This window comes from Bradyrhizobium sp. USDA 3397 (assembly GCF_054060965.1).
Genome location: NZ_JBSSDS010000001.1, coordinates 2,304,762 through 2,331,584, shown reverse-complemented (window position 1 = coordinate 2,331,584; position 26,823 = coordinate 2,304,762). Strand labels below are relative to the sequence as shown.

Sequence of the window (26,823 nt, the reverse complement as noted above, 5' to 3'; positions counted from 1 at the left end):
GTCAGATCCGCTCGATGTCGTGGGTGCCGAACAGGCCGTAGGGCTTGATCATCAGCACGATGATGAGGACGTAGAACGGCGCAATCTCGTAGAGATTGCCCCAGTGCAGATACTCGCTGTCGACATATTGGGCGACGTTCTCCAAAAGCCCGATGATGATGCCGCCAAGCACGGCGCCGCCAACCGAATCCAGCCCGCCGAGGATCGCCGCCGGAAACACCTTGATGCCGTAGGCAGCAAGGCCCGAGGACACGCCATTGACCACGGCGACGACGACGCCCGCGACCGCCGACACCGTCGCCGAGATCGCCCAGGCCATCGCGAACACGCTCTTGACGGAAATGCCGAGCGACTGCGCGACCTGCTGGTTGAACGCGGTGGCGCGCATCGCAAGGCCGTATTTCGAGGCGCGGAAGAACCAGGCCATGCCGATCATCATCGCAACCGACACCACGAGGCTCATGACGTAGACGGTCTGGATCTGCAGTCCGAACAGGTCGACCGACTGGCTCTCGAACACGCGCGGAAACGGCTGCGGATTGACGCCGAACATCCATTTCAGCGTCGCCTGCAGCACGGTGGAGAGGCCGATCGTCACCATGATCACCGAGATGATGGGCTCGCCGATCATCGGCCGCAGGATCAGCACCTGCACCGCGATGCCGAACACGAACATGAACACCAGCGTGATCGGCATGCCGATCCAGAACGGCACCTGGTATTTCGCAAGCAAGGCCCAGCACACCCAGGCGCCGACCAGCAGCAATTCACCTTGCGCGAAGTTGACGACTTGCGTCGCCTTGTAGATCAGCACGAACGACATCGCGACCACGCCATAGAGCGTGCCGACCACGAGGCCGTTGACCAGGAGCTGGATGAGGAAGGCGGTGTTCATGTTGGGTGACTCGGCCCGTCATTGCCGGGCCTGACCCGGCAGTCCATCGATGCGGAAGGAAGGCTGTTCGGAAGAGGATGGATGCGCGGGTCAAGCCCGCGCATAACGAGGATCTGTATCACTCCGCAGCCTCCGCCATGTGCCCGTGCCCGCCGAGGTCCACCACCCGCAGCGTCGTTCGCACCCGCTGCGTGGTGCCGTCCTGGAAGCGGATCACGGTGTCGACGGGGATGTCGGAATCGCCGCGGTAGATGGCATCGATGATGCCGGCGTATTTCTCGTTGATGACGCCGCGGCGCACCTTTCGCGTCCGGGTGAGCTCGCCGTCGTCGGCGTCGAGCTCCTTGTAGAGCAGCAGGAAGCGCGAGATGCGCTGGGCCGGCGGCAGCGTGCCGTTGACGGTCTCGACCTCCTTCTGCAGCAGGGCGTAGACCTCCGGCCGTGAGGCGAGGTCGCTGTAGGTCGTGAAGGAGAGCCGGTTCTTTTCCGCCCATTTCGAGATGATGGAGTAGCGGATGCAGATCATTGCCGCGAGCGCGTCGCGGCCGGCCCCAAGCACCACGGCTTCGGCGATATAGGGCGAGAATTTCAGCTTGTTCTCGATGAACTGCGGCGAGAAGCGCTCGCCGCGCGAGGTTTCGGCGAGATCCTTGATGCGGTCGATGACGACGAGCTGGTTGTTGGCGTTGAAATAGCCGGCGTCGCCCGAGCACATCCAGCCGTCCTTGATGTCGGCGACGCTGGCCTCGGGGTTCTTGTAGTAGCCGAGGAACATGTTGGGGTGCCGCACGACGATCTCGCCGACGCCGTGGACGTCGGCATTGTCGATACGGATCTCGACATTGTCGGCCATCGGTACGCCGGTGGTATCAGGATCGACCTTGCCCTCGGGATGCAGCGTGTAGGCCCCGAGCAGCTCGGTCTGACCGTAGAGCGTGCGCAGCGGCACGCCCATGGCCTGGAAGAACTTGAAGGTGTCAGGCCCGAGCGCCGCGCCGCCGGTCGCGGCCGAGCGCAACCGGGTGAAGCCGAGGCGGTCGCGCAGCGCGCGGAACAGGAGCGCGTCGGCAAAGCCCGAGCGCTTGCCCTGTTCGAGCGCGGCAAGGCCCGACTTCATGCCGATGTCGAACAGGCGCTGCTTGAAGGGCGTTGCGTCCATCACCTTGGCACGGACGTCGGCGGCAATCGATTCCCAGACGCGGGGCGCGAACAGCACGAAGGTCGGTGCGATCTCGCGCAGATCGTTCATCATCGTGTCCGGCTCTTCGACGAAGTTGATCTTCATCCGGCAGAGCAGACCTTTGCCGAGCACGTAGACCTGTTCCATGATCCAGGGCAGCGGCAGCACCGAGACGTATTCATCGTCGGGACCCTTGGGGTCGAAGGCGAGATAGGTGGCGCAATGGCCGAGTACGCGGCCGGCGGCCAGCATCGCGAGCTTCGGATGCGAGGTGGTGCCGGACGTGGTGCACAGGATCGCGACGTCCTCGCCCCTCGTGGCATCGACCAGTCTGTCGTAGAGCTCCGGCTCGCGTGCAGCGCGGGCGCGGCCGAGCTCGGCGAATTTCTCCGCCGGCATCAGGCGCGGGTCGTCGTATTTCCGCATCCCGCGCGGATCGGAATAGATGATGTGCTTCAGCTTCGGCACGCGCTCGGCAAGGATGAGCAGCTTGTCGACCTGCTCCTCGTCCTCGGCGAAGACCAGCTGCGCCTCGCCATAGTTGAGGAGATAAGAAGCTTCCTCGTCCAGCACGTCGCGATAGAGCCCGAGGCTGAGGCCGCCAATGGCATGTGTCGCAACTTCTGCCGCGACCCAGTCGGGCCGGTTGTCGCCGATGATGCCGATGACGTCACCGCGGCCCAGGCCGAGCTCGATGAGGCCGAGCGCGAAATCGCGCACGCGCGACTGATAGTCGTTCCAGGTGAAGATGCGCCAGAGCCCGAGATCCTTCTCGCGCATTGCGATCTCGTTGCCGTGCTCCCTGGCATTGAGCCGGAGCATCTTCGGATAGGTGTCGGCCTGCGCGACGCGGCCCGCATAATCCATCATGCCGCGCTCTCCTGCGCCGGAGAGGCATCATCGGGATCGACCAGCACCTCGTCCTCTTCGCCGAGATAGGCACGCCTGACGTGCGGATCGGCGAGCACGGTCGCCGGATCGCCCTCGGCGATCTTCTTGCCGAAATCCAGCACCATGACGCGGTGGGAGATATCCATCACCACGCCCATGTCGTGCTCGATCATCACCACCGTCATCCCGAACTCCTCGTTGAGATCGACGATGTAGCGGGCCATGTCCTCCTTCTCCTCGAAATTCATGCCGGCCATGGGCTCGTCGAGGAGGATCAGGCGCGGCTCCAGCGCCATGGCGCGGGCGAGCTCCACGCGCTTGCGCAGGCCGTAGGAGAGGGTGCCGGCGGTGGCCTTCCGCACCGACTGCAGATCGAGGAAGTCGATGATCTCTTCCACCTTGCGACGGTGCTCGAGCTCCTCCTTGCGCGCGCCGGTGAGCCAGTACAGCGAGCCTGTGAGGAAATTGTTCCTCAGCAGGTGATGGCGGCCGACCATGATGTTGTCGAGCACGCTCATGTGGTGGAATAGCGCGAGATTCTGGAAGGTGCGGCCGATGCCGAGTGAGGCGCGGGCATTCGGCGTCAAGCCGGTGATGTCGCGGTCCTGATAGAACAGCTGGCCTTCGGTCGGCTTGTAGCGGCCGGAAATACAGTTCACGATCGAGGTCTTGCCGGCGCCGTTGGGGCCGATGATCGAGAACAGCTCGCCATCCCTGATAGCGAAGCTGACGTCGGTCAGCGCACGGACGCCGCCGAATCGTAAGGACACGCCGCGCACTTCGAGACTGGTAGCCACCAAACGAATCCCTCCCGGTGATGGCGCTTGATTGGCGCTCTTCCGTTCCTGTCAGGCGATCCTAGTACGGTCGTGCCGGCCAGACCATGCAGCTATTGGTCTCGACCGGACCGGCGCCACCTTCGTTCCCGTGAGGGATCAAAAGCCGCATCGCCCGAGGTGGTCCTCAATAGGGGAAAGCGCTATTTTGAAATGTCTCCGGCCTGACAATTCTGCGACAAAGTTTGTCGGGCCGAGCGGGTCTTCATCTTTCGTCGGATGGATGGCCGAAGCGATTCTGTTGCAGTGCAACAGGAGCAAGGGGTGACAGAACGGTGCGGCTGGCTTCGAGATCATGATTTCAGAGGATCATCTGAAGCGCATTGCCGCCTGGTCGCGTGAGCTCACACCAGCCGAGATCGAGGTTGCGCGCGCCGGAATCACGGAACGGTCCTACGGCACCGGCGAGAGCGTGTTCATGCGCGGTGATATCTTTGCCTATTGGGCCGGCATGGTGGGCGGCCTTGCCCGCATGGGCGGGGTCTCGCGCGACGGCAAGGAGACCAGCCTTGCCGGGCTGACGGCAGGGGCCTGGTTCGGCGAGGGCAGCGTGCTCAAGAACGAGCCGCGCCGCTACGACGTGGTCGCGCTGCGCGACAGCCGCATCGCGCTGATGGAACGCAGCGCCTTCATGTGGCTGTTCGAGAACAGCGTCGGCTTCAACCGCTTCCTGGTGCGCCAGCTCAACGAGCGGCTCGGCCAGTTCATCGGCATGCTCGAGGTCAACCGCACGCTCGATGCCACCGCGCGCCTCGCCCGCAGCATCGCCTCGCTGTTCAACCCGATTCTCTATCCGGAATCGACCGCGCATCTGGAGATCACCCAGGAGGAGATCGGAGCGCTCTCCGGCATGTCCCGCCAGAACGCCAACCGCGCGCTGAACCGGCTGGAGAAGGAGGGGCTGCTGCGGCTGGAATATGGCGGGGTCACGATCCTTGATATCGCGCGGCTCGGGAGCTACGGGGAGGAACGATGATCTGCGCATTCCCGGTGCTTCCGTGCTCATAGAGTTCGACCATCGCGCGTCGGACTCGCCTTACGTCGAGCGGGTATGGCGCAGCCGGAGCCGGCGTGGCGGCTCGTTCCTGTCGATGGCCGAGGGAAATATCGAGCTTGTGGTCACCAGGCTCCCGGAGCTTCTGGCGGTGACGCTCCGAGGGCCGGTCACCCGCGGGACACTCGTCGAGTGTCCCGCGAACGGCGAATGGCTCGCGATCCGGTTTCGGCTGGGAACCTACCTGCCGCAGATACCGACGAGCGCACTGATCGACCATCAAAACATGCAGTTGCCGGTGCTGCCCAACAGCCGTTTTCTGTTTTCGGGTCAAAGCTGGGACATTCCAGGCTACGACGATGCGGAAAGTCTCGTCGCTCGCATGGCGCGCGCGGGTGTCATCGCACGCAGCCACGCGACCGATGCGGCGATCGACGGCGACGTCGACTGGATGAGCCGGCGTTCGGTTCAGCGCCACTTTCGCCGCGTTACGGGCATGACGTTCAGCAGCCATCAGCAGATCCAGCGGGCGCGTCGCGCCGCGGCCTTGCTGGTGAGCGGCAGCTCCGCTCTCGACGCGACATCGGGTGCCGGCTATTTCGATCAGGCCCACCTCACCCGCTCGGTCAGGCAACTGATCGGCATGACGCCTGCGCGCCTCTCGCGCGAGCGGCCGCAATTGTCGTTTTCATACAAGACGACCGCGTCCTGACCGCAATATGCCTGGATCGCTCCGGCCGCGCTGGTGGAGCGAACATCGGAGGAGCGCTGCGGTGAGTTTCAAGGCCTATCTCGACAATATCCAGGCCAAGACCGGCAAGAGCCCGGACCAATTTCGCAAATGGGGCAAGGACCGGGGTTTTTCGACCGGGGCGGGATTGGCGGCCGGCGTGAAAGCGGGTGCCATCGTGGCCGCGCTCAAGGACGAGTTCGGCCTTGGCCATGGCCATGCGATGGCCATCGTCGCGCTTCTCAAGGGGAAGGCGTCGTAGGGTGATGACGATGTCCACGTCGAGACATGTGGCCGGCTCCGTCATGAGCGGGCTCGTGATTGCCTTCATGTTGTTTGATGCCGGGATGAAGCTCGTCCCGCTGGACGTCGTGATCAACGCGACCGCCGAGCTCGGCTATCCCCCGTCGGCCGATCTGGCGCGCGCGCTGGGCGTGGTGGCGCTGGCCTGCACCGCGATCTACGCCCTCCCGCGAACGGCCGTGCTCGGTGCGATCCTGCTGACCGCCTATATGGGCGGCACGGTGGCTGTTCACTTGCGGGTCGGCAACCCGCTCTTCAGCCATATGCTGTTCGGCGTCTATCTTGCTGGTCTTGCCTGGGGCGGTCTCTATTTGCGCGATTCGCGGGTGGCGGCGTTGCTTCCACTGAGATCGCCGCCGGCGGAGGTCTGACGTCGTTGCGGGGACGCCGTCATCGCGCATTGGCCGGCGCGTGCGCCGGCCACAGATCGGCGCGCCAGCGGATCGCGATTGCCAGCATCGCGACGAATCCTGCGCCGGCATAGAGCGCGCCCGTCGCGGAATAGCCGATGACGTCGATCAGGCTGCCGGCCGCGAGCAGTCCGATCGGCAAGCCATAGATCACCATCATGCGCACGCCCATGACACGGCCGCGCAGATGTGCGCTCGCGGTACGCATCAGGATGACGGCAGCCGAGATCATCGACATGCTCTGGGCGATACCGGCGAGGACGAGGCAGGCCATCGCCACCGGCATCGTCCTGACCTCGACGAACACCAGCAGCATGGCGTACCAGGCCAGCGTTGCGCCGATCAGAAGCCGGGCAATGCGTACGCCACCGACCAGGCTGAGCGTGATGGAGCCGATCAGCGAGCCGACGGCGAAGCTCGCCGAGAGATATCCGAGGCCGGTCTGGTCGGTGTGAAAGATCTCCCGCGCGATGTAGGGCAACAATCCGCCCGTGAAAGGAAATGCGGTGAGATTCGCCAGAAAAGCGACGCACAGCGCCGCGCGCATTGCCGGCCCGTTCCAGGCATAAACGATCCCCTCTTTGAGGTCGCCAAGCAGCCGCGAAACGGTGTGGCTGCTTGCGGGAAGATCGCTCGTGATGACGGTCCTTTTCGGCCGAGTCAGGCAGAGCATGAGAAGCGCTGCCGTGAAGTAAAGGCAGGCGATCGCCATATAAACGAGGCCGATACCGAGCACGGCGAACAGCCCGGCCCCTGTCAACGCTCCGGCAATGCGCGCGCTGTCCTGGGTCGTGCGCGCAACGCTGATGGCGCCCACTAGCTGCTCGGCCGGCATGATATCGGCGAGCAGCGCGCCGCGAACGCCGAGATCGGAGGGGCGGATCAAGCCCATGATCGTGACGATGATCATGACGCTCAGCGGAGACAGATGACCGCTCAGCGCCAGGACCATGATGGTCGACGACAGCGCCGTATAGGCAAGGCGCATGACGACCAGGAGATCGCGATGGCCGATTCGGTCGCCGATCATGCCGAACACGGGCGCGACCAATGTTCCGACGAACTGGAGTGAAGCCAGCAGCGTGAGCAGCAGCACCGAGCCGGTCTCGACGATGACGTACCAGCCGAGCACCAGCGTCTCGACCTCGAAGGCCCAGGAGGTGAGCAGATCGGACGGCCACTGGAAGCGGTAGTTGCGGATGCGGAATGGCGCGAGCGCCGAAGGTCGTGCAGTGGCGCTCACAACGCGATGACGCGTGTCACGGCGATTTCCTTAACCTTGTTGTTTCTTCTTGCTGTGGCGCAACCTAACGCTGGCGATGCCGGTGTCAATTGCAGCCGCCGCAGGCCGCCCCCGCGCTCGGCTCTTACCTCGCTGCGCTGGCCGCTTTCCTGTCGGCCAACGCACTTGCCATGGCCGAGATCAGAGGACGCATGAAGTAGGCTTCGTCGGCGGGTGAGACGTCCGTGCGCAAGCCATGCGCTGCGAGCTCGCCGGAAACGGCCGGGCCGACCGACGCGATCAGCGTGCGTTCGAGACCTGCACGCAGCTTCGTCTCGCTGCCACGCGCCTTGGCAACCTCGATCAGCCGGCGGACCTGGCCGAGATTGGTCAGGGCGATCGAGTCGATGCGTCCCTCTGCCATGTCGTCAATGGCGGCGACGATGTTGGCATCGGCAGCCTTGGAATCGTAGACGTAGGGCAGCACCGTATCGACGTCGGCGCCTTGCGCAGCCAGCGCGCCGGTCAGCGCGCTGTGATCCTTGTCGGGATAGAGCTGGAGACCGAGGCGCCGCCCCTTCAGGTCGAGTCTGGCCAGCATCTCGATCACGCCTTCGGTGGTCGGCTTCTCCGTGGTCTGCTGCGCCTCGAGGCCGATCTCGCGCAGTGCCTTGCCCGGCTTCGGGCCGCGGGTGAATTTTTGCGCTTTGGCGAGCACCGCGACAAGGGCGGCGTCGAGCCCGCGGGCACGGGCGAGCTTCATGATGCGGCGCAGGCCTTCGCCGGTCATCAGCACGAGATCGTCGAAGGGCTTGTCGATGGCGCGGCGGATCCAGGCCTCGACTGGAGCCGGATCCGGCGCATCATGGATGGTGAACATCGGGCATTGCACGACCTCGGCGCCTTGCTCGGCCAGAAGCTTGGAAAACTGCGCCTCCTCACGCGTTTCCAGGATCAGGATGCGGTAGCCGTTCAAGCGGTCGGCCATGGCTGTGCTCCGTTGAGAATTCGCAATTGTCCGTTCATCCTGACTCCGCGGCTGGGATTGGCGCAAGGGCGGGTCGGTGCTAGAGCAGGGCGCAATCCGCTGGATCGTTCCGCTGCACAAACCTTCATCAAGAGCCGAGCCTTGCCCGACCATCAATATGTCCTGACCCTGTCCTGTCCGGATCGCCCAGGCATCGTCTCGGCGGTGTCGACGTTTCTTGCTCATAACGGACAGAACATCCTCGACGCCCAGCAGTTCGACGACGTCGAGACCAAGAAGTTCTTCATGCGGGTGGTGTTCACAGCGGCCGATCTTGCCGTGGAACTGGCGGCACTGCAGACCGGCTTCGCCGCGATCGCCGAGCGTTTCGGCATGGAATGGCAGATGCGCGACCGCGCTGCGCATCGCAAGGTGATGCTGCTGGTGTCGAAGTCCGATCACTGCCTGGTCGACATCCTCTATCGCTGGCGAACCGGCGAATTGCCGATGATTCCGACCGCGATCGTCTCCAACCACCCACGCGAGGTCTATGCCGGGCTCGATTTCGGCGGCATCCCCTTCCACCATTTGCCCGTCACCAAGGAGACCAAGCGCGAGCAGGAGACACAGATCGTGGACCTCGTCGGCAAGACGAAGACCGATCTGGTGGTGCTCGCCCGCTATATGCAGATCCTGTCCGACGATCTCTCGGCAAAGCTGTCGGGGCGCTGCATCAACATCCACCACTCGTTCCTGCCGGGTTTCAAGGGCGCCAAGCCCTATCACCAAGCCCATGAGCGCGGCGTCAAGCTGATCGGCGCCACCGCGCATTACGTCACGCGCGATCTCGACGAGGGCCCGATCATCGACCAGGACGTCGAACGCATCAGCCATCGTGACACGCCGGAAGATCTGGTCCGCAAAGGCCGTGACATTGAGCGCCGCGTGCTGGCCCGGGCCATCCGCTACCATCTCGACGACCGCGTCATCCTCAACGGCCGCAAGACCGTGGTGTTTGTGGATTAGCGAATGGGGAGTGGCGAATAGTGAGTGGAAGCGGGAGAGCGCCCTATTCGCTACTCCCTATTCGCCATTCGCTTCCTCAGCGCCCCGCGCCAGACGACGTTGTCCCCGTCGCGCCCTTCTGGGCCTGTTCTTCCTTCTCGCGATCGGCCGCCGGCATCAGCCGCTTGCGCTCGCGCTCCTTCATGTAGGCATCGTATTGCGGGGTGCCGGGCCGCGGCGGCGCATCGGCGGGCAGGCCGCCGGCCCATTGCGGGACGTAGTCGCCCATCCCGGCGGAGAGCTTCTCGTTGACCGTCCCGCAGCCTGCGAGATTGAGCAGGGCGAGTGCGGCGGCGATCGAAAGCGAGAGAGAACGCATGAATATCTCTGGTCGTGCCCCCGACGGGGCGCGGATGGTGGAGCGCCATAGGCGTCAGCGGCAACCATATCTCTCAATACGTAAAATTGGCCTATTCGAGGGAGGTAAAGCTGTATACAGAGAAGGTATTATAATAGGCATATTTTGCACTTGATGAGGTCGCGGCAGCTGATACGGTATACACTGGGTATTTGTCATTGGACGGATCGTAGGACGGGGAATGCCAGGACGCACTTGAGATGTCCGGATTCTGCAAATGAGAGACTGAATCCTCCATCCCCGGTGTGGTGCGGCCCTCGTAGGCTGGCAAAGCCATCGCCCTCCGGCCCAGTGTCACAGGGCTTTTTCGTTGACAGGACCATTTCATTTGTACAATCGTACAAATAGCTCTCCGCCGTTGTTGAGGCAGATTGCGCGGCTTGCGCCGAATGGTCGCCCAACGTTCGATTGACAACGGGGTTGCAGAGGACGCCATGTGGCCGCACGGCATGGCTTGTCCGTGAGTGAAGCGCGGCAAGGACCGGGTACTCGGTCCGGCGCACAAGAGGTGAGGGAATGAAGGGGAGGGACATCTGATGTTCGAACGCAGGATTTTTTTACGCACCGCAGCGGTCGTTGCGATCGCGGGCCTCGCGGCCGTCGCGCCTGCCAAGGCGCAAGACACGGTCAAGATCGGGCTGATCCTGCCGATGACCGGCGGCCAGGCCTCGACCGGCAAGCAGATCGAGAACGCGATCAAGCTCTACATGCAGCAGAAGGGCGACACCGTCGCCGGCAAGAAGATCGAAATCATCGTCAAGGACGACGCGGCGATCCCGGATAAGACCAAGACTGCCGCGCAGGAGCTGATCGTCAACGACAAGGTCAACTTCATCGCCGGCTTCGGCGTGACGCCGGCCGCGCTCGCCGCCGCGCCGCTGGCCACCCAGGCCAAGATTCCTGAAGTCGTGATGGCGGCCGGCACCTCCATTATCACCGAACGTTCCCCCTATATCGTGCGCACCAGCTTCACGCTGGCGCAGTCCTCGACCATCATCGGCGATTGGGCGGTGAAGAACGGCATCAAGAAGGTCGCGACGCTCACCTCGGACTACGCGCCGGGCAATGACGCGCTCAACTTCTTCAAGCGGCATTTCACGGCCGGGGGCGGTGAGGTGGTCGAAGAAGTCAAGGTGCCGCTGCAGAACCCCGACTTCGCTCCGTTCCTGCAGCGCATGAAGGACGCAAAGCCGGACGCGATCTTCGTGTTCGTGCCGGCGGGCCAGGGCGGCAACTTCATGAAGCAATATGCCGAGCGTGGCCTCGACAAGGCCGGCATTAAGGTGATCGGGCCGGGCGACGTCACCGACGACGATTTGCTCAACAACATGGGCGACGCCGTGCTCGGCACGGTCACTGCGCATCTCTATTCCGCGGCGCACCCCTCGCAGATGAACAAGGACTTCGTCGCGGCCTACAAGAAGGCCTTCGGCAACCGTCCGGGCTTCATGGCCGTGGGCGGCTATGACGGCATCCACCTGATCTACGAGGCGCTGAAGAAGACAGGTGGCGACACCAACGGCGACAAGCTGATCGAGGCCATGAAGGGCCAGAAGTGGGAGAGCCCGCGCGGTCCGATCTCGATCGACCCCGAGACCCGCGACATCGTGCAGAACATCTACATCCGCAAGGTCGAGAAAGTGGATGGCGAACTCTACAACGTCGAGTTCGCGACCTTCGAGGCTGTCAAAGATCTCGGCAAGACCAAGAAGTGACGCGCGAAAGCGCGTCATCCCGGGGCTCTCCTCACCTCTCCCGCTTGCGGGAGAGGTGAGCGCGGAGCGCCGGGTGAGGGTTCTCTCCTCGTCGGGAGTCCTCCAAGTGGAAAGACCCTCTCCCCAACCCTCTCCCGCAAGCGGGAGAGGGAGTGCAGCACGGCCCTTGGCCACACTTGAGATGACCCTCGACTGCCGATGACCGCAATCCTCACCAACCTGTTCGATGGCGTCGCTTACGGCATGCTGCTGTTCGTGCTCGCCTGCGGGCTCGCGGTCACGCTCGGCCTGATGAACTTCGTCAATCTCGCCCATGGCGCCTTTGCCATGGCCGGCGGCTATATCTGCATGGTGCTGGTCAACCGGATGGGTTGGCCGTTCTTTGCCGCTTTGCCGCTCGCTTTCGTCTCCTCGGCTGCAATCGGCATCGCGCTCGAACGGACGCTGTACCGTCATCTCTACGCCCGCAGCCATCTCGACCAGGTGCTGTTCACGATCGGACTGACCTTCATGTCGGTGGCAGCCGTCGATTACATCCAGGGATCCTCGCGGGTCTTCATCAATTTGCCCGCCGCGCTCCAAGGCCAGTTCGATCTGTTCGGCGTCGGTATCGGCCGCTACCGGCTGATGATCATCGTGATCTGCGGCCTGCTGACCATCGCGCTTCAAATGGTTCTGGCGAAGACGCGTTTCGGCAGCCGCCTGCGGGCGGCGGTCGATGACCCCCGCGCCGCGAGCGGTCTCGGCATCAACGTGCCGCAGGTATTCGCCTTCACCTTTGCCTTCGGTTGCGGGCTCGCCGGCCTCGGCGGCGCGCTCAGCGCCGAGATCCTCGGCCTCGATCCGTATTTCCCGCTGAAGTTCATGATCTACTTCCTGATCGTGGTCACCGTCGGCGGCTCCTCCTCGATAACGGGCCCGTTCCTCGCCTCGCTGCTGCTCGGCATCGGCGACGTCGCCGGCAAATATTACGTGCCGAAGATGGGCCCCTTCGTGATCTACACCATCATGATCGTGATCCTGATCTGGCGCCCGAACGGCCTGTTCGGCCGCACGGCCGCGCGTTGAGTGCGCCGATGAGCGCTGCTTCCGACGTCGGCCATCATGCCCAGCGCAAGGCGCGCTGGCACTACGGCGAAATCGCCTTCTGGCTGATCGTGCTGGCCTGCGGCTTCGCATTTCCCTCGCGCTATCTGATCATGACCGACATCCTGCGCCTCGCGCTGTTCGCGATGTCGCTCGATCTCATCCTCGGCTATGCCGGCATCGTTTCGCTGGGCCATGCCGCCTTCTTCGGCGTCGGCGCCTATGCCGCGGGGCTGCTGGCGCTGCACGGCATCGTCAAGGAGCCCGTGCTGGCGCTGATCGTCGCCGGCCTTGCCGCCATGGTGCTCGGCTTTGCCACCAGCTTTCTGGTGATCCGCGGCGTCGACCTGACGCGCCTGATGGTGACGCTCGGCATTGCGTTGCTGCTGGAAGCGCTCGCCGAGCGCTTCTCCAATATCACCGGCGGAACCGACGGCCTGCAGGGCATCGAGATGCAGCCGATCTTCGGCGAGATCCCGTTCGACATGTTCGGCAAGGCCGGATTCTTCTATTCGCTGGCCGTGTTGTTCCTGTTGTTCCTGTTCGCCCGCCGCGTCGTGCATTCCCCGTTCGGCCTGTCGCTGCGCGCCATCAAGAACAATCCCCTCCGGGCCGCCGCCATTGGCATTCCGGTCAACCGTCGCCTGGTCGCGATCTATACGCTGGCTGCGTTCTATGCCGGCATTGCCGGGGCGCTGTTCACCCAGACGACCGCGATCGCCTCGCTGGACGTGTTTTCTATGGAGCGCTCCGCGGACCTGATGCTGGTGCTGGTCATCGGCGGCACCGGCTATCTCTATGGCGGGCTGATCGGCGCGGTGATCTTCCGCTTGCTCCAGGAATTGTTCTCGACCATCACGCCGCAATACTGGCAGTTCTGGATCGGCCTCGTGCTGGTCGTGATCGTGCTGGTCGGCCGCCAGCGCCTGCATCGCTGGGTGCTGTATGTGCCGAACCTGATCATCGGGCGGATTGCGGGGCGCAATGCGATCGTTGCCGTGCCGGAGAGCGATTCATGACCATCGCGCTCGAAACCCAAAATCTCGAGAAGCAGTTCGGCGGCCTCCGCGTCACCCGCGATCTGTCCTTGAAGGTCGAGCAGGGCGCCCGCCACGCGCTGATCGGCCCGAACGGTGCCGGCAAGACCACGGTCATCAACCAGCTCACGGGCGTGCTGAAGCCGAACTCGGGCCGCATCTTGCTCGAAGGTCAGGACATCACCGATCTGCCGGTGCACAAGCGCGTGCTGCGCGGACTGTCGCGCACCTTCCAGATCAATCAGCTCTATCCTGATCTCACGCCGCTCGAGACCATCGGGCTCGCGGTCTCCGAGCGCCTCGGCCATGGCGGCGACTGGTGGCGACGGATGGGCACGCGCAGTGACGTCAATGGCGAGACCGCCGATCTGCTCTCCCGCTTCCATCTGCTCGACGTCATGAACGAAGAGACCGTGACGCTGCCCTACGGCAAGCAGCGCCTGCTCGAGATCGCGGTGGCCATTGCGACCAAACCGCGCGTGCTGCTTCTCGACGAGCCCGCCGCCGGCGTGCCCGAGAGCGAGCGCCACGACATTCTCGCCGTTGTGGGCAGCCTGCCGCGGGACGTCACCGTGCTCCTGATCGAGCACGACATGGACCTCGTGTTCTCCTTTGCTGATCGCATCTCGGTGCTGGTCTCGGGCGCGCTGCTGACCGAAGGCCCGCCCGAAGAGGTCGCGCGCGATCCGCAGGTGAAGGCGGTCTATCTCGGCGAGGAGGCGGTCGATGTCTGACCTGCTCGCGATCGATTCGCTTCGCGCCGGCTACGGCGAGGCGGTGGTGCTGCCGAAGATGACGCTCCGTCTCGCCGAAGGACAGGTGCTGGCGCTGCTCGGGCGCAACGGCACCGGCAAGACCACGCTGATCAACTCCATCGTCGGCGTCACGCGCCGCTTCGCAGGCTCCATTGCGCTGGCCGGCACTGATGTCACGGCGATGCGGCCCGACCAGCGGGCGCGCGCCGGCATCGGCTGGGTGCCGCAGGAGCGTAACATCTTCCGCTCGCTGACGGTGGAAGAGAACATGACCGCCGTAGCGCAGCCCGGTCCCTGGACGGTCGAGAAGGTCTACGAGATGTTCCCGCGGCTGAAGGAGCGACGGAGCAATTTCGGCAACCAACTCTCCGGCGGCGAGCAGCAGATGCTGGCGATCGGCCGCGCACTTACCCTCAATCCGAAAGTCCTGCTGCTGGACGAGCCGACCGAGGGCCTTGCGCCCATCATCGTCGAGGAACTCTTGAAGGCGATCGGGACCATCACCCGGTCCGGAGGTATCTGCTCGATCATCGTCGAGCAGAATGCCCAAAAGATCTTGGGGCTCGCCGATCGCGTTGTGATATTGGAGCGCGGAACGATCGTCCACGACGCTCCGAGCGCCGCGCTGAAGACCGACCCCTCTGTCCTGGAGCGCCATCTCGGCGTCGCCGGGGCGGCGGCCCACTAAGATGTCCAGGGAGTGACACATGCAGCGAACCAAAGCCCCCTTCCGCGCCGACGAGGTCGGCAGCCTCCTGCGTCCGCCCAAGATCAAGGAAGCCCGTAGCCGGCTGGAAAAGGGCGAGATCTCGGCCGACGATCTGCGCAAGATCGAGGACGTGGAGATCGAGAAGGTCGTGCACAAGCAGGCCTCGATCGGGCTGAAGCTCGCGACCGACGGCGAATTCCGCCGCTCCTGGTGGCATTTCGACTTCCTGGCCAAGCTCACCGGCTGCGAGCTGTTTCACCCCGACACCGGCATCCAGTTCACGGGCGTGCAGACCCGTCACGATGCGGTCCGCGTCATCGGCAAGCTCGACTTTCCCGACAGCCACCCGATGCTGGACCACTTCCGCTTTCTGAAGAAGATCGCGGACCAGGCCCACGTCACCGCCAAGATGACGATTCCCTCGCCGGCGGTGCTCCACTTCCGCGGCGGGCGCAAGTCGATCTCCAAGGAGGTTTATCCCGATCTCGACGCCTTCTACGAAGATCTCGGCAAGACCTACCGCAAGGCCGTGAAGGCGTTCTACGACGCCGGTTGCCGCTATCTCCAGTTCGACGACACCGTCTGGGCCTATCTCTGCTCGCAGGACGAATTGCAGAAGGCACGCGAGCGCGGCGATAATCCGGATGGGCTGCAACAGATCTATGCGCGCATCATCAACTACGCGCTGGCGGAGAAGCCGGCCGACATGGTGGTGACGACCCACGTCTGCCGCGGCAATTTCCGTTCGACCTGGATTTCTTCGGGTGGCTACGAGCCGGTGGCCGAGACCATGCTCGCCGGCACCAATTACGACGGCTATTTCCTGGAGTACGACTCCGACCGGGCCGGCGGTTTCGAGCCGCTGCGCTTCCTGCCCAAGGGTAACAAGGTCGTCGTGGTCGGCGGTCATCACCTCGAAGTTCGGCGAGCTCGAGAAGAAGGACGACATCAAGCGCCGCCTGGAAGAAGCCGCCAAGTTCGCCCCGCTGGAGCAGCTCGCGCTGTCGCCGCAATGCGGCTTTGCCTCGACGGAAGAGGGCAACATCCTCTCCGAGGAGGAGCAGTGGGCCAAGCTCAGCCTCGCGGTCGAGATCGCGAAGGAAGTGTGGGGGCAGTAAGGCTCCGCCGTTAAGGCTCACCCGTGTCCCGGACGCGCAGCAACGCTCCAGCGTTGCTGCGCAGAGCCGGGATCCATGCTGCTCGACTTGCTGCGCGGAGCTATAGGCCTCAGCTCTGCAGCGCACCGCTGAGAAGCGCTGCGCTGCGTCCGGGCACGAGTCACTTTCTCCGCCAGATAGACCCAACAGAGAGGAGTTCGACCATGGGCACGTGCTTGTTCTTCGTGGTCGAGATCACCTTGCCGCGCCTGGCTTTGCCGCGATTGAGCTCGTGCCGCTCGGCGGGCCGTGCCCCTGCATCTCCCACGCGATGATTCCTTCGCAGGCATTGATCATCTTGTCCGCCGGCGTCGTGTCCGCCGTGCAGCTCGGCTCGAGCTGATTGTGCGTGCCTGCCCGACCGCGGGCGGACCACAGGATCGCGGCGAGCAGGGCGACCGGGCAGGCGCGCACGGTAAGGACGCGATCAGAGGAGAAGCGCCAGCTGTTGCTCGGCGGGGCCAGAGTGGGGCGCGGCTCGCGGACGGAGCAAACTGTGAAGGAGGCGCTTGGATCCGCTATTCCCTCAGTGGGCAGATTTTGCTAGGAGATTGGTCCCAATCCGTCTGCCCACCGATTTCCCACTCATGAAGAACGACGAAATCCTGAGCCAGATCACCGACTTCTGCCGCAAGGCGGACATGGCGGAATCGACGTTCGGCCGGCGTGCGGTGAACGATGGGAAGCTGGTGCACCGCCTGCGCGAGGGAAAGCGCATCACCATCGACACGCTGGAGCGGATCCAGGCCTATATGGCGGCGTCAATGGCCGGCGGCGTGCCGCCGCCGCGGGGACTTCAAGTGCCGCCCGAGAAGCGCGATCCGCGCGGCAATTTCCGCTTCTTCGAGAACCGTCAGAAATACCTGCTGTTCGTCCACACCTGCAGCGAAAAGCGGGTGATCGCGGACCGCGTCGCGCTCGAGCTTGCCTCGATCCATCCGCGCCCGCCGGCGCTGCGTCTGTTCGACGCCGGCGTCGGCGACGGAACGGTGCTGGCGCGGGTGCTGCGCGCCACGCACCAGCGCTTTCCGCACATGCCGTTCTACGTCGCGGGCAAGGAGCTCAGCCTGGAGGATTTGCGCCTGACGCTGGAGAAGGTGCCGGACCGCATTTTCGAGCACCCGGCATCGGTGTTCGTGTTCACCAACATGTTCTACGCCGAGGCGCCCTGGCTGACCCCAGCATCGCCTGCTGCAGCCGCTGCCACCGTCTGGCACGAGGTGCCGCTCCGCGGCGCTTCGTCGGGCGAGTTCGAGCAGCAGATCGCGGAGCTGAGGCCGTTTCTGGAGCAGAACTGGCGCGCTGCGATCAGCTCACGCACGGCCATGCCGCTCTACGAGCGGCCTGTCGTTCTCGTGCTCTATCGCGAGGACCACAGGTTCCTGCTGGATTCGACCATTCCGCGGCCGGGCCAGACTGAGGCCAATTTCGACCTCGTCATCGCATCCCAGCCCTACCGGGCCCTGTCATCGGTCAATTTCCGGGCCAAGCGGATCATTGCACCTCTGGCGCGGGCGCTGCGGCCGGGCGGCAGGCTGATCGGAATCCACTCCCATGGGCAGGATCCAGGTATGGAAATGATCCAGGCGATCTGGCCGGGAGAAAACCCTTTCTCAGTCAGCCGTCATGAGCTACTGCGTGCCGTTAAGTATGAACTTGGATCGGTGGGCCGCGACTTAAATTTTAATGCATACGCGGACAATCGTTCGATCTTCAGGTATGATATGGAAGCTCTGCCCAACGAGGTCACCGGCACCATCGGAACCTCGACGGCCTTTGCAGCGTGGAATGCGGCGGTGTATGTCGCTCAGATTGAGGACGACCGATTGACAGAAATGACTCAAAGCGGCCGCACTCTGGATGCCGCCAGGGATGTGCTGCGGAAGTACAACGGGCTCTGGTTTCTCGACGAATCCTACGTCATCTCGCGCCGGCGTGATTGACATCATCAAAAGTAAACATCGCAAACGCCCGCCGGCTAGCGGCGGAACAAGGGGTTACTGATGCGCGCGTCCTATCTCTTCACCAGCGAGTCCGTGTCCGAGGGCCATCCGGACAAGGTCTGTGACCGGATCTCCGATGAGATCGTCGACCTGTTCTACCGTGAAGGGCCGAAGGCGGGCATCGACCCCTGGCAGATCCGCGCAGCCTGCGAGACGCTCGCGACCACCAACAAGGTGGTGATCGCCGGCGAGACCCGCGGCCCGAAGTCGGTGACCAACGAGCAGATCGAGGGCGTCGTGCGCGGCGCGATCAAGGACATCGGCTACGAGCAGGAAGGCTTCCACTGGAAGACCTGCGACATCGAGATCCTCCTGCACCCGCAATCGGCTGACATCGCCCAGGGCGTCGATGCGCTGCAGCCGGGCGAGGTCAAGGAAGAAGGCGCGGGCGACCAAGGCATCATGTTCGGCTACGCCACCAACGAGACGCCCGATCTGATGCCGGCGCCGATCTTCTACGCCCACAAGATCCTCCGCCTCATCTCCGAAGCCCGTCACTCCGGCAAGGAAAAGGTGCTGGGTCCGGACTCCAAGAGCCAGGTGACCGTGCAGTACGAGAACGGCAAGCCGGTCGGCGTGCGCGAGATCGTGGTCTCCCACCAGCACCTGGTCGAGGACATCTCGTCCAAGCAGATTCGTGACATCGTCGAGCCCTATGTGCGCGAGGCGCTGCCGAAAGACTGGATCACGCCGAAGACGATCTGGCACATCAACCCCACCGGCAAGTTCTACATCGGCGGTCCCGACGGCGATTCCGGCCTGACCGGCCGCAAAATCATCGTCGACACCTATGGCGGCGCGGCCCCGCATGGCGGCGGCGCGTTCTCCGGCAAGGATCCGACCAAGGTCGACCGCTCCGCGGCCTATGCCGCGCGCTACGTCGCCAAGAACATCGTCGCCGCCGGTCTTGCCGACCGCTGCACGCTGCAGCTCGCCTACGCCATCGGCGTGGCGCGCCCGCTGTCGATCTACATCGACACCCACGGCACCGGTAAGGTTTCGGAAGACCAGCTCGAGAAGGCCGCCGCCAAGGCGATGGACCTCACCCCGCGCGGCATCCGCACTCATCTCGATCTCAACCGGCCGATCTACGCGCGCACCTCGGCCTACGGCCATTTCGGCCGCACGCCCGACAACGAGGGCGGCTTCTCCTGGGAGAAGACCGATCTCGTCGAGCAGCTCAAGCGCGCGCTCTAACGCTCTTACCTCGCCCCGCTTGCGGGGAGAGGTCGCCGCGAAGCGGCGGGTGAGGGGGACTCTCCGCAAGCTCGGTGCTTGGATAGAGCCCCTCACCCCGGCCCTCTCCCCGTAAGAACGGGGAGAGGGAGAATGGTGCCACATAGCGTTCAGCTTGCCTTGCTACTGACACGCCAGCCTCACTGATTAGGAAACAGACATGAACGCGAAGCCCGGCTTCACCGATTACATCGTCAAGGACATTTCGCTCGCCGATTTCGGCCGCAAGGAGCTCTCGCTGGCCGAGACCGAGATGCCCGGCCTGATGGCCACCCGCGAGGAGTACGGCCCGAAGCAGCCGCTGAAGGGCGCGCGCATCGCCGGCTCGCTGCACATGACGATCCAGACCGGCGTGTTGATCGAGACGCTCGCCGCGCTCGGCGCCGACATCCGCTGGGTCTCCTGCAACATCTATTCGACGCAGGATCACGCTGCCGCTGCGATCGCCGCCGCCGGCATTCCCGTCTTTGCCGTCAAGGGCGAGACGCTGACCGAGTACTGGGACTACACCGCCAAGCTGTTCGACTGGCACGGCGGCGGTCACCCGAACATGATCCTCGATGACGGCGGCGACGCCACCATGTATGTCCATCTCGGTCTGCGCGCCGAGAACGGCGACACCGCCTTCCTCGACAAGCCCGGCTCCGAGGAAGAGGAAGTGTTCTTCGCGCTTCTGAAGAAGCAGCTCAAGGAAAAGCCGAAGGGCTACTTCGCCGGGATCGCCAACAGCATCAAGGGCGTTTCCGAGGAGACCACGACGGGCGTGCATCGTCTCTATGACATGCAGAAGGCAGGCACGCTGCTGTGGCCGGCCATCAACGTCAACGACAGCGTCACCAAGTCGAAGTTCGACAACCTCTATGGCTGCCGTGAATCGCTGGTCGACGGCATCCGCCGCGGCACCGACGTGATGCTGTCGGGCAAGGTCGCGATGGTCGCCGGCTTCGGCGACGTCGGCAAGGGCTCGGCCGCCTCGCTGCGCCAGGCCGGCTGCCGCGTCATGGTCTCCGAGGTCGATCCGATCTGCGCGCTGCAGGCGGCGATGGAAGGCTACGAGGTCGTGACCATGGAAGACGCCGCGCCGCGGGCCGACATCTTCGTCACCGCCACCGGCAACAAGGACATCATCACCATCGAGCACATGCGCGCGATGAAGGATCGCGCCATCGTCTGCAACATCGGCCACTTCGACAACGAGATCCAGATCGCGTCTCTGCGCAATCTGAAGTGGACCAACATCAAGCCGCAGGTCGACGAGATCGAGTTCCCCGACAAGCACCGCATCATCCTGCTGTCGGAGGGCCGCCTCGTGAACCTCGGCAACGCGATGGGCCATCCGTCCTTCGTGATGTCGGCGTCCTTCACCAACCAGACGCTGGCGCAGATCGAGCTGTTCGCCAACAACAAGGACGGCAAGTACGAGAAGAAGGTCTACGTGCTGCCCAAGACGCTCGACGAGAAGGTCGCCCGCCTGCACCTCTCCAAGATCGGCGTCAAGCTCACCGAGCTCCGCAAGGACCAGGCCGACTATATCGGCGTGAAGCCGGAAGGCCCGTACAAGAGCGATCATTACCGGTATTGATCCGCCGGTTCGACCAACCATCGACGCAAAGCCCCGGAGCGATCCGGGGCTTTGTTGTTTCGGGGCATGGAATTCAACTCGCTTTGCAGTTGCGGCACGTTGATTGCCGATTGACGGCCAGCAGCGGCAGGCGGACAATCCGCGCCGGCGAGGAAACCATGCAACAAGAACATTTCGACGTGCTGATCGTCGGCGCCGGGCTATCAGGCATCGGCGCCGGCTATCATCTGCAGACCAAGTGTCCGGCCAAGAGCTACGTCATCCTCGAGAGACGCGATTGCATCGGCGGCACTTGGGACCTCTTCCGCTATCCCGGCATCCGCTCCGACAGCGACATGTTCACCCTCGGCTATTCGTTCAAGCCGTGGACCGATCCGAAGGCGATCGCCGACGGGCCGCAGATCCTGAACTATGTGCGCGAGACTGCTAGCGAGAACGGCATCGACAAGCACATCCGCTTCCACTACCGCGTCAAGCGCGCGGCGTGGTCGACGCCGGATGCTCGTTGGACCGTCGAAGCCGAGCACATCACGAGCGAGGGCGCGACCGAGGTGGTGCGCTTCACCTGCAACTTCCTGTTCATGTGCTCGGGCTATTACAAATACGAAGCGGGCTATACGCCGGAGTTCAAGGGCGCCGCTGATTTCGCCGGCCGCATCGTGCATCCGCAGAAATGGACCGAGGACATCGACTACGCGGGCAAACGTGTCGTCGTGATCGGCTCGGGCGCGACAGCGGTGACGCTGGTGCCGGAGCTCGCCAAGCAGGCGGCGCAGGTCACCATGCTGCAGCGCTCGCCGACCTATGTGGTGTCGCGGCCGGCACAGGATATCCTCGCCAACAAGCTGCGCCGCAATCTGCCGGCGAAGTTCGCCTATCACCTGATCCGCTGGCGCAACGTGATGTGGGGGATGTTCTTCTTCCAGCTGAGCCGGAGCAGGCCGGCGAAGGTGAAGGATCTCATCCTCAAGGGCGCGAGAATCGCGCTCGGCCCGGACTACGACGTCGCGACCCACTTCACGCCGCGCTACAATCCCTGGGACCAGCGGCTGTGCCTCGTGCCCGATGGCGACCTCTTCAAGGCGATCCGCGAGCAGCGCGCCAGCGTAGTCACCAGCGAGATCGACACCTTCACGCATGACGGCATCCGCCTGAAGGACGGCCGCGAGCTGGCGGCCGACATCATCGTGACGGCGACCGGGCTGGTGCTCCAGGTCGCCGGTGGCCTCGAGGTCAGCGTCGACGGCCGCTCCGTCGATTTCGCCAACACGCTGACCTACAAGGGCATGATGTATGCCGACGTGCCGAACATGGCCTCGGCCTTCGGTTACACCAATGCGTCCTGGACGCTGAAATGCGACCTCACCTGCGAATATGTCTGCCGCCTCATCAATTACATGGACCGGCACAATTTCCGCCAGTGCATGCCGCACAACGATGATCCCACCATCACCGCGCAGCCTTCGCTCGATTTCACCTCGGGTTACGTGCAGCGCTCGATCGCCAAGATGCCGAAGCAGGGCTCGAAGCGGCCCTGGCGGCTCCACCAGAACTACGCGCTCGACATCGTCTCGTTGCGCTTCGGCCGGATCGACGACGGCGTGATGCAGTATTCCTGATCTTGCCACGTAGGATACCGCGATAGCCTTGCGTTCGCTTGAGACGAATCGCGACTTGCGGTAGTATTTTTGCGCTGCAAGAAGTTTAGTTCCGACAACGTCTGAGTTCCGCGTAGTCGCCGTCTTAAGGGGAGCGCAGGACATGCACGTCCTTGCCCTGGTCACGCAAAAAGGCGGAAGCGGCAAGAGTACGCTGTCCGTTGGACTGGCGGTGGCAGCAATGGAGCGCGCTGAGCGCGTCGTTCTCATTGAAGCGGACGCGCAAGGTACGATCTCGAAATGGAAAGAGCGCCGCGATCATCCCTATCCCCGCGTCGAGCGCGTTGCCGATCCTGCCGAGATCGAACCGTTGATCGCGCGGCTGAAGGCCGAAGGCGTCTGGCTTGCCATCATCGATACAGCTGCCACGACCAACAGCCTGGCGATGCGCGTCATCGCCTGCGCCGATCTCTGTCTCATCCCGGCGCGTCCGAGCCCGGCCGACATCGAAGCGGCAATTCCCACACTGATCGCCATTCGCAGGCTCAACCGCCGATTTGCCTTCATCCTCAATCAGGCACCGACGCGAGGGTGCCGGCTGAGCGAAGCTGCCACATCGCTAAGCTCGCTCGGCGTGCTTGCACTCCCGTTTATTGCGCAGCGTAACGATCACCAGGATGCACTCGGAGCAGGGTTGGGCGTGACGGAGTTCGCACCGGCCGGCAAAGCTTCGGACGAAATTGTAAGTTTGTGGGGTTGGATCGCGGCGCACTTGGCCGAGGAGTCGGATGATTATGGGAAAGGCGCGCTCAAAGCTGCCTGCTGACGTTGCACGCACCGGGCGTCGCTCGCTGCTGGAACTGGCCGCGGAAGTGAGTCGTGCGGTCGACGAGGGCTTGGCCATGCCGCCGGGCCCAGTGGTCGTCTTCCCCCAGGATGCGCCGCAGATCGCGCAAGAAGCACCTGCTCCGATGACTGTTCCGGTACAAGAAGCGGCCAGCGTCATCGTTGCAACACCTGAACCTCCGAGCAGCACCACCACGGATCTCATCGTGGACATGGTCAAGGAGTATCAAGCCCGCGCTTTGGACGGCATGAGCGCTACGCTCAACTACGCCAACGACCTCGCAAAGTCACGGCTGGCCAGTGTGAGTTCAGAGGCCAATGAAGCCGTCGTCGCGGAAAGCGATCTCATCGACGCGATTGGGACGGCAGCCGAGTGTCGCACCGTCGTGCTCGAACTGATGAAGGTCAATGCGGGCGCGACCTTGGAGTATGCGCGGGAGCTAGGCCGTGCAAAAACGCTGGCGGAGTTGGTTGAGCTGTCGGGCACGCATGCGCGAAAGCAATGTGAGTTGGTCCTGAAGCAAACCGAGTTGCTGAGATCGCTTGCTCAAGGCATGACAAAGCCCAGTGCCAGTTGATGCAGTTCGCCTGCCATCATCCCGCTCAGGATCTGCGCGGGATGATCAGGGCGCCGCCGAGATCGATTGCCAGTGCCAGTACCACCGCACCGCCACCGAGGCAGAACAGGACGAGATAGTCTCCGCCGCTTTGCGCATAGATCCTCGCCGAGATGGCCGGTGACGAGCGGGCCGACGATCGCGCCGAGATCATGTCATCCTCTTGCGCGCGACGGCGTGCAGATCATCCTGCCTGGGTGGCGCGGTGACGGCGGAATTCCTGCACGGGCAGGCCGCCCCAGCCCCAATTGTCGGTGTCGACTTCCTCGATCACGACGAAGGTGGACTCGAGCGGCTTGCCGAGCACATCGCGCAGCAGCTCGCTCGAGCCCTTGATCAGTGCGGCCTTCTCCTCCGCCGTGAGCGACGCCGCACCCGGCGCCGTTCCCTCGCGGGTCACTTGAATGGTGACGATGGGCATTGTCGTTCTCCTCCGCTCAGTGGCCGGCGCTCTGGCCGCCGTCGACATGCAGGATCTCGCCGGTGACGAAGGAGGCACGTTCGAGATAGAGCACGGCATCGACGATGTCGGACATCTCGCCCATGTGGCCGACCGGGTGCAGCGCGTCGAGCTGCGCGTGCGTCGCGACCGGATGCATCGGCGACTTGATGATGCCGGGCGACACCGCATTCACGCGGATGCCGCGCCTGGCGTATTCGATCGCGAGCGACTTGGTCGCGGCGTTCAGCCCGCCCTTGCTCAGCGAGGCCAGCACCGAGGGCACATTCGAATTGGCCTGATCGACCAGCGTCGTCGTGATCTGGACGAGGTGGCCAGACCCCTGCTTCTCCATTTCGGCGATGGCGAGCTGCGTGATGTTGAAGAAGCCCGCGACATTGGTGCCCATCACTGCGGCATAGTCCTTGGCCGTGTACTGCGTGAACGGTTTTGCGACGAAGATGCCCGCGTTGTTGACCAGCGTGTCGATCCGGCCGAAGCGGGCGATCGCTTGCGACACCACGCGCTCTGCGGTGGACCGGTCGGCGATGTCGCCTGCAACGGCGAGGACGTCGTCGTCACCCGACGGCTTGATGGAGCGCGCCGTTGCGGCGACGCGATAGTTGCGGTCGCGAAAACCCTGGACCAGGGCGGCGCCGATACCCTGCGATGCACCGGTGATGATGGCGACCTTCTGCTCGATACCCATGACGGGCTCCTGTTGTTGGCTTGAAAACCTGCGCCAGCGGCGGCTGGCTTGGGCGTTGAGGTACGCTGCGGCGGCTTGCTTGCGAATATCCGCTGCCCGGCAGACACTCTTTCGCGGCGCGAACGAATGCCGGATCGATCTTTGCGGAGGTTGTCGCAGCCGGCGCAAACGCCTAGCTTTCAGCCGAAATCTCAGGGGGGGTGCGGCGAGCGCATGGATCGTTTGGACGCGATGAAGGTGTTTGTCCTTGCGGTGGACGAGGGCAGTTTGGCTGCCGCAGGACGCAAGCTCGGCCGCTCGCCGGCGGCGGTGAGCCGCGCCATCGCCTTTCTGGAGCATCGGGTCGGCGCCGAGCTGCTGCACCGGACGACACGTTCGATCAAGCTGAGCGAGGAAGGCGAGCGTTATGTCGCGATCTGCCGCCGCGTGCTCACCGATCTGGAGGAGGCCGAGGACATCGCGGCCGGACCGCGCACGGCTCCGCGTGGTCTGCTCACGATCACCGCTCCGGTGGTCTCCGGCGAGATGGTACTGCGGCCGATCCTCGACGCGTTTCTCGACGCCTATCCGACCGTGTCGGCAAAACTCCTGCTGTTCGACCGTGCCGTCAATCTGATCGAGGAAGGCGTCGATATCGCGCTTCGCATCGGTCCGCTGGCGGATTCGGCGATGGTGGCGATGCGGGTCGGCGGGATCAGCCGCGTCGTGGTGGCAGCTCCCCGCTACCTGAAACAGCATCCGCGCATCACCGAGCCGGGCGATCTCGCCAAACACCAGATCGTCGCGATGGCGCATCTGCCCAATTCCTGGACCTTTGCGCCGCAGCGGGGCTCATCGGCACCGCGCACCGTGCAGTTCACCCCGCGGCTCGTCGTCAACAGCACCTATGCGGCAGTGGCCTCCACTGTGGCCGGGCGCGGCGTGGCGCGGATGTATTCGTATCAAGTGGCCGAGCAGGTCGCGCGCCGCGAGCTCGAGATCGTGCTGGCGGACGACGAGGATCCGGAGATGCCGGCGCATCTGATCTGCCCGCAGGGCCGGCTTTCGGTGCCCAAGGTGCGCGCCTTCACCGACTTCGCCGTGCCCCGGCTGAAGAAGCAGTTTGCGCTGCTGAAGCAGAGCATCAAGGCGCGCTGAGCCGCTTCATGCCTCCGCAATGCGCGTTTTCGCGTATACGGCGGGGCGGCTGAATCGGCGATGGTTCCGAAACGGTTAACGCCGATTTAACGGATGAGTCCTAGCCTGTCTCGGCCGGGGTTACTCGCAAGGCCGAGGTGAGCCCAATGGAAGCCCAGAGAATAGCGGTCGACGCCGTCGTCGCGCTGACCGATTGCGACCGCGACGCCGTCATCGCCTTCATCCGCCGCCTCTACCTCGCCGGCGTCACCGACCCCAAGCGCCTGACCTTCAAGGGCCTGCAGGCGCTGTCGCGGGCTTGATCGCCTCGTTTCGGCCGGTTTGGACCCCAGTCCATCCCCTTGCT

Annotated in this window: 27 protein-coding genes and 1 pseudogene; 19 read left to right on the top strand and 9 right to left on the bottom strand. The window is 63.9% G+C overall.

Annotated features, from left to right (window positions below; genetic code table 11):
* Position 1: 1 nt before the first annotated feature.
* The 3 genes from ACVWYQ_RS11090 to ACVWYQ_RS11080 all read right to left on the bottom strand — a co-directional run bounded on the left by ACVWYQ_RS11090 (position 2) and on the right by ACVWYQ_RS11080 (position 3,763).
* On the bottom strand, positions 2 to 895 hold the full coding sequence (locus tag ACVWYQ_RS11090; RefSeq protein WP_036029874.1) for a branched-chain amino acid ABC transporter permease: 894 nt from the start codon (positions 893 to 895) through the stop codon (positions 2 to 4).
* A 118-nt stretch (positions 896 to 1,013) separates the two neighbouring features.
* On the bottom strand, positions 1,014 to 2,945 hold the full coding sequence (locus ACVWYQ_RS11085) for a long-chain fatty acid--CoA ligase (RefSeq protein WP_404539577.1): 1,932 nt from the start codon (positions 2,943 to 2,945) through the stop codon (positions 1,014 to 1,016).
* Entirely contained in the window at positions 2,942 to 3,763 is an 822-nt protein-coding gene (locus ACVWYQ_RS11080) for an ABC transporter ATP-binding protein (protein ID WP_128266395.1), read from the bottom strand. Before ACVWYQ_RS11080 ends, ACVWYQ_RS11085 begins: the two co-directional genes overlap by 4 nt.
* Before the next feature lie 334 nt (positions 3,764 to 4,097).
* Between ACVWYQ_RS11080 and ACVWYQ_RS11075 the strand changes: the two genes are divergently transcribed.
* From ACVWYQ_RS11075 to ACVWYQ_RS11060, 4 genes are all read left to right on the top strand, one after another.
* Positions 4,098 to 4,778 carry a Crp/Fnr family transcriptional regulator gene (locus ACVWYQ_RS11075; protein WP_036015705.1) on the top strand — a complete coding sequence of 227 codons (681 nt, stop codon included), beginning with the start codon at positions 4,098 to 4,100 and terminating at the stop codon, positions 4,776 to 4,778.
* A gap of 115 nt (positions 4,779 to 4,893) precedes the next feature.
* Positions 4,894 to 5,508 (top strand): helix-turn-helix domain-containing protein, encoded by a 615-nt coding sequence (locus ACVWYQ_RS11070; protein ID WP_157285539.1) that lies wholly within the window; start codon positions 4,894 to 4,896, stop codon positions 5,506 to 5,508.
* A gap of 61 nt (positions 5,509 to 5,569) precedes the next feature.
* On the top strand, positions 5,570 to 5,788 hold the full coding sequence (locus ACVWYQ_RS11065; protein ID WP_036015710.1) for a DUF4287 domain-containing protein: 219 nt from the start codon (positions 5,570 to 5,572) through the stop codon (positions 5,786 to 5,788).
* A gap of 10 nt (positions 5,789 to 5,798) precedes the next feature.
* A complete protein-coding gene (locus tag ACVWYQ_RS11060; protein WP_404539582.1) occupies positions 5,799 to 6,200 on the top strand; it encodes a DoxX family protein in 402 nt (133 codons plus the stop codon).
* A gap of 19 nt (positions 6,201 to 6,219) precedes the next feature.
* Here the strand turns inward: ACVWYQ_RS11060 and ACVWYQ_RS11055 are convergent, their stop codons facing one another.
* The gene (locus ACVWYQ_RS11055) at positions 6,220 to 7,482 is read right to left on the bottom strand and encodes an MFS transporter (protein WP_338122748.1); all 1,263 of its coding nucleotides are present in this window, start codon (positions 7,480 to 7,482) and stop codon (positions 6,220 to 6,222) included.
* 124 nt (positions 7,483 to 7,606) lie between these two features.
* Positions 7,607 to 8,449, bottom strand: coding sequence for a uroporphyrinogen-III synthase (locus tag ACVWYQ_RS11050; RefSeq protein WP_036043312.1), 843 nt, complete (start codon positions 8,447 to 8,449; stop codon positions 7,607 to 7,609).
* A 141-nt stretch (positions 8,450 to 8,590) separates the two neighbouring features.
* On the opposite strand from ACVWYQ_RS11050, the gene purU reads away from it, so the two are divergent.
* Positions 8,591 to 9,454, top strand: a complete 864-nt coding sequence (gene purU, locus ACVWYQ_RS11045; protein WP_404539586.1) for a formyltetrahydrofolate deformylase — start codon at positions 8,591 to 8,593, stop codon at positions 9,452 to 9,454.
* 76 nt (positions 9,455 to 9,530) lie between these two features.
* On the opposite strand, the gene ACVWYQ_RS11040 is transcribed toward purU, so the two are convergent.
* Positions 9,531 to 9,812 carry a hypothetical protein gene (locus ACVWYQ_RS11040; protein ID WP_271537376.1) on the bottom strand — a complete coding sequence of 94 codons (282 nt, stop codon included), beginning with the start codon at positions 9,810 to 9,812 and terminating at the stop codon, positions 9,531 to 9,533.
* A gap of 575 nt (positions 9,813 to 10,387) precedes the next feature.
* Here ACVWYQ_RS11040 and ACVWYQ_RS11035 point away from each other — a divergent pair.
* The 12 genes and pseudogenes from ACVWYQ_RS11035 (at position 10,388) to ACVWYQ_RS10980 (ending at position 24,153) form a co-directional block, all read left to right on the top strand.
* Complete coding sequence (locus tag ACVWYQ_RS11035) at positions 10,388 to 11,566, top strand: ABC transporter substrate-binding protein (protein ID WP_404539589.1); 1,179 nt, start codon at positions 10,388 to 10,390, stop codon at positions 11,564 to 11,566.
* A 198-nt stretch (positions 11,567 to 11,764) separates the two neighbouring features.
* Positions 11,765 to 12,634 (top strand): branched-chain amino acid ABC transporter permease, encoded by an 870-nt coding sequence (locus ACVWYQ_RS11030; protein WP_036015727.1) that lies wholly within the window; start codon positions 11,765 to 11,767, stop codon positions 12,632 to 12,634.
* A gap of 8 nt (positions 12,635 to 12,642) precedes the next feature.
* Positions 12,643 to 13,671, top strand: a complete 1,029-nt coding sequence (locus ACVWYQ_RS11025) for a branched-chain amino acid ABC transporter permease (RefSeq protein WP_128266401.1) — start codon at positions 12,643 to 12,645, stop codon at positions 13,669 to 13,671.
* A complete protein-coding gene (locus tag ACVWYQ_RS11020) occupies positions 13,668 to 14,423 on the top strand; it encodes an ABC transporter ATP-binding protein (protein ID WP_456725613.1) in 756 nt (251 codons plus the stop codon). The genes ACVWYQ_RS11025 and ACVWYQ_RS11020 overlap by 4 nt, the downstream gene beginning before the upstream one ends.
* Positions 14,416 to 15,132, top strand: a complete 717-nt coding sequence (locus tag ACVWYQ_RS11015; RefSeq protein WP_404539593.1) for an ABC transporter ATP-binding protein — start codon at positions 14,416 to 14,418, stop codon at positions 15,130 to 15,132. Before ACVWYQ_RS11020 ends, ACVWYQ_RS11015 begins: the two co-directional genes overlap by 8 nt.
* A 19-nt stretch (positions 15,133 to 15,151) precedes the next feature.
* Positions 15,152 to 16,271, top strand: a pseudogene (locus tag ACVWYQ_RS11010) (cobalamin-independent methionine synthase II family protein).
* A 626-nt stretch (positions 16,272 to 16,897) separates the two neighbouring features.
* Positions 16,898 to 18,253, top strand: a complete 1,356-nt coding sequence (locus ACVWYQ_RS11005) for a hypothetical protein (protein WP_157285531.1) — start codon at positions 16,898 to 16,900, stop codon at positions 18,251 to 18,253.
* Between the two features lie 60 nt (positions 18,254 to 18,313).
* Entirely contained in the window at positions 18,314 to 19,510 is a 1,197-nt protein-coding gene (gene metK, locus ACVWYQ_RS11000) for a methionine adenosyltransferase (RefSeq protein ID WP_271537390.1), read from the top strand.
* 199 nt (positions 19,511 to 19,709) lie between these two features.
* Entirely contained in the window at positions 19,710 to 21,131 is a 1,422-nt protein-coding gene (gene ahcY, locus ACVWYQ_RS10995; RefSeq protein WP_157285529.1) for an adenosylhomocysteinase, read from the top strand.
* A gap of 158 nt (positions 21,132 to 21,289) precedes the next feature.
* Complete coding sequence (locus ACVWYQ_RS10990) at positions 21,290 to 22,750, top strand: flavin-containing monooxygenase (RefSeq protein ID WP_404539598.1); 1,461 nt, start codon at positions 21,290 to 21,292, stop codon at positions 22,748 to 22,750.
* A 142-nt stretch (positions 22,751 to 22,892) separates the two neighbouring features.
* Positions 22,893 to 23,555 (top strand): nucleotide-binding protein, encoded by a 663-nt coding sequence (locus ACVWYQ_RS10985; RefSeq protein ID WP_404539601.1) that lies wholly within the window; start codon positions 22,893 to 22,895, stop codon positions 23,553 to 23,555.
* Positions 23,524 to 24,153: a phasin family protein gene (locus ACVWYQ_RS10980; RefSeq protein WP_198399873.1), complete on the top strand. Its 630-nt coding sequence runs from the start codon at positions 23,524 to 23,526 to the stop codon at positions 24,151 to 24,153. Before ACVWYQ_RS10985 ends, ACVWYQ_RS10980 begins: the two co-directional genes overlap by 32 nt.
* Before the next feature lie 25 nt (positions 24,154 to 24,178).
* On the opposite strand, the gene ACVWYQ_RS10975 is transcribed toward ACVWYQ_RS10980, so the two are convergent.
* The 3 genes from ACVWYQ_RS10975 to ACVWYQ_RS10965 are packed head-to-tail and all read right to left on the bottom strand — an operon-like array spanning position 24,179 to position 25,340.
* Positions 24,179 to 24,346 carry a hypothetical protein gene (locus tag ACVWYQ_RS10975; protein ID WP_404539604.1) on the bottom strand — a complete coding sequence of 56 codons (168 nt, stop codon included), beginning with the start codon at positions 24,344 to 24,346 and terminating at the stop codon, positions 24,179 to 24,181.
* A 30-nt stretch (positions 24,347 to 24,376) separates the two neighbouring features.
* Positions 24,377 to 24,613: a tautomerase family protein gene (locus ACVWYQ_RS10970; RefSeq protein ID WP_404539607.1), complete on the bottom strand. Its 237-nt coding sequence runs from the start codon at positions 24,611 to 24,613 to the stop codon at positions 24,377 to 24,379.
* Between the two features lie 16 nt (positions 24,614 to 24,629).
* Complete coding sequence (locus ACVWYQ_RS10965; RefSeq protein WP_271537399.1) at positions 24,630 to 25,340, bottom strand: SDR family NAD(P)-dependent oxidoreductase; 711 nt, start codon at positions 25,338 to 25,340, stop codon at positions 24,630 to 24,632.
* Between the two features lie 213 nt (positions 25,341 to 25,553).
* Here ACVWYQ_RS10965 and ACVWYQ_RS10960 point away from each other — a divergent pair, with 213 nt between their 5' ends.
* Together ACVWYQ_RS10960 and ACVWYQ_RS10955 are read left to right on the top strand one after the other, a co-directional pair.
* Positions 25,554 to 26,477 (top strand): LysR family transcriptional regulator, encoded by a 924-nt coding sequence (locus ACVWYQ_RS10960; protein WP_404539611.1) that lies wholly within the window; start codon positions 25,554 to 25,556, stop codon positions 26,475 to 26,477.
* Between the two features lie 146 nt (positions 26,478 to 26,623).
* Positions 26,624 to 26,779: a hypothetical protein gene (locus tag ACVWYQ_RS10955; protein WP_007612486.1), complete on the top strand. Its 156-nt coding sequence runs from the start codon at positions 26,624 to 26,626 to the stop codon at positions 26,777 to 26,779.
* Positions 26,780 to 26,823: the final 44 nt, after the last annotated feature.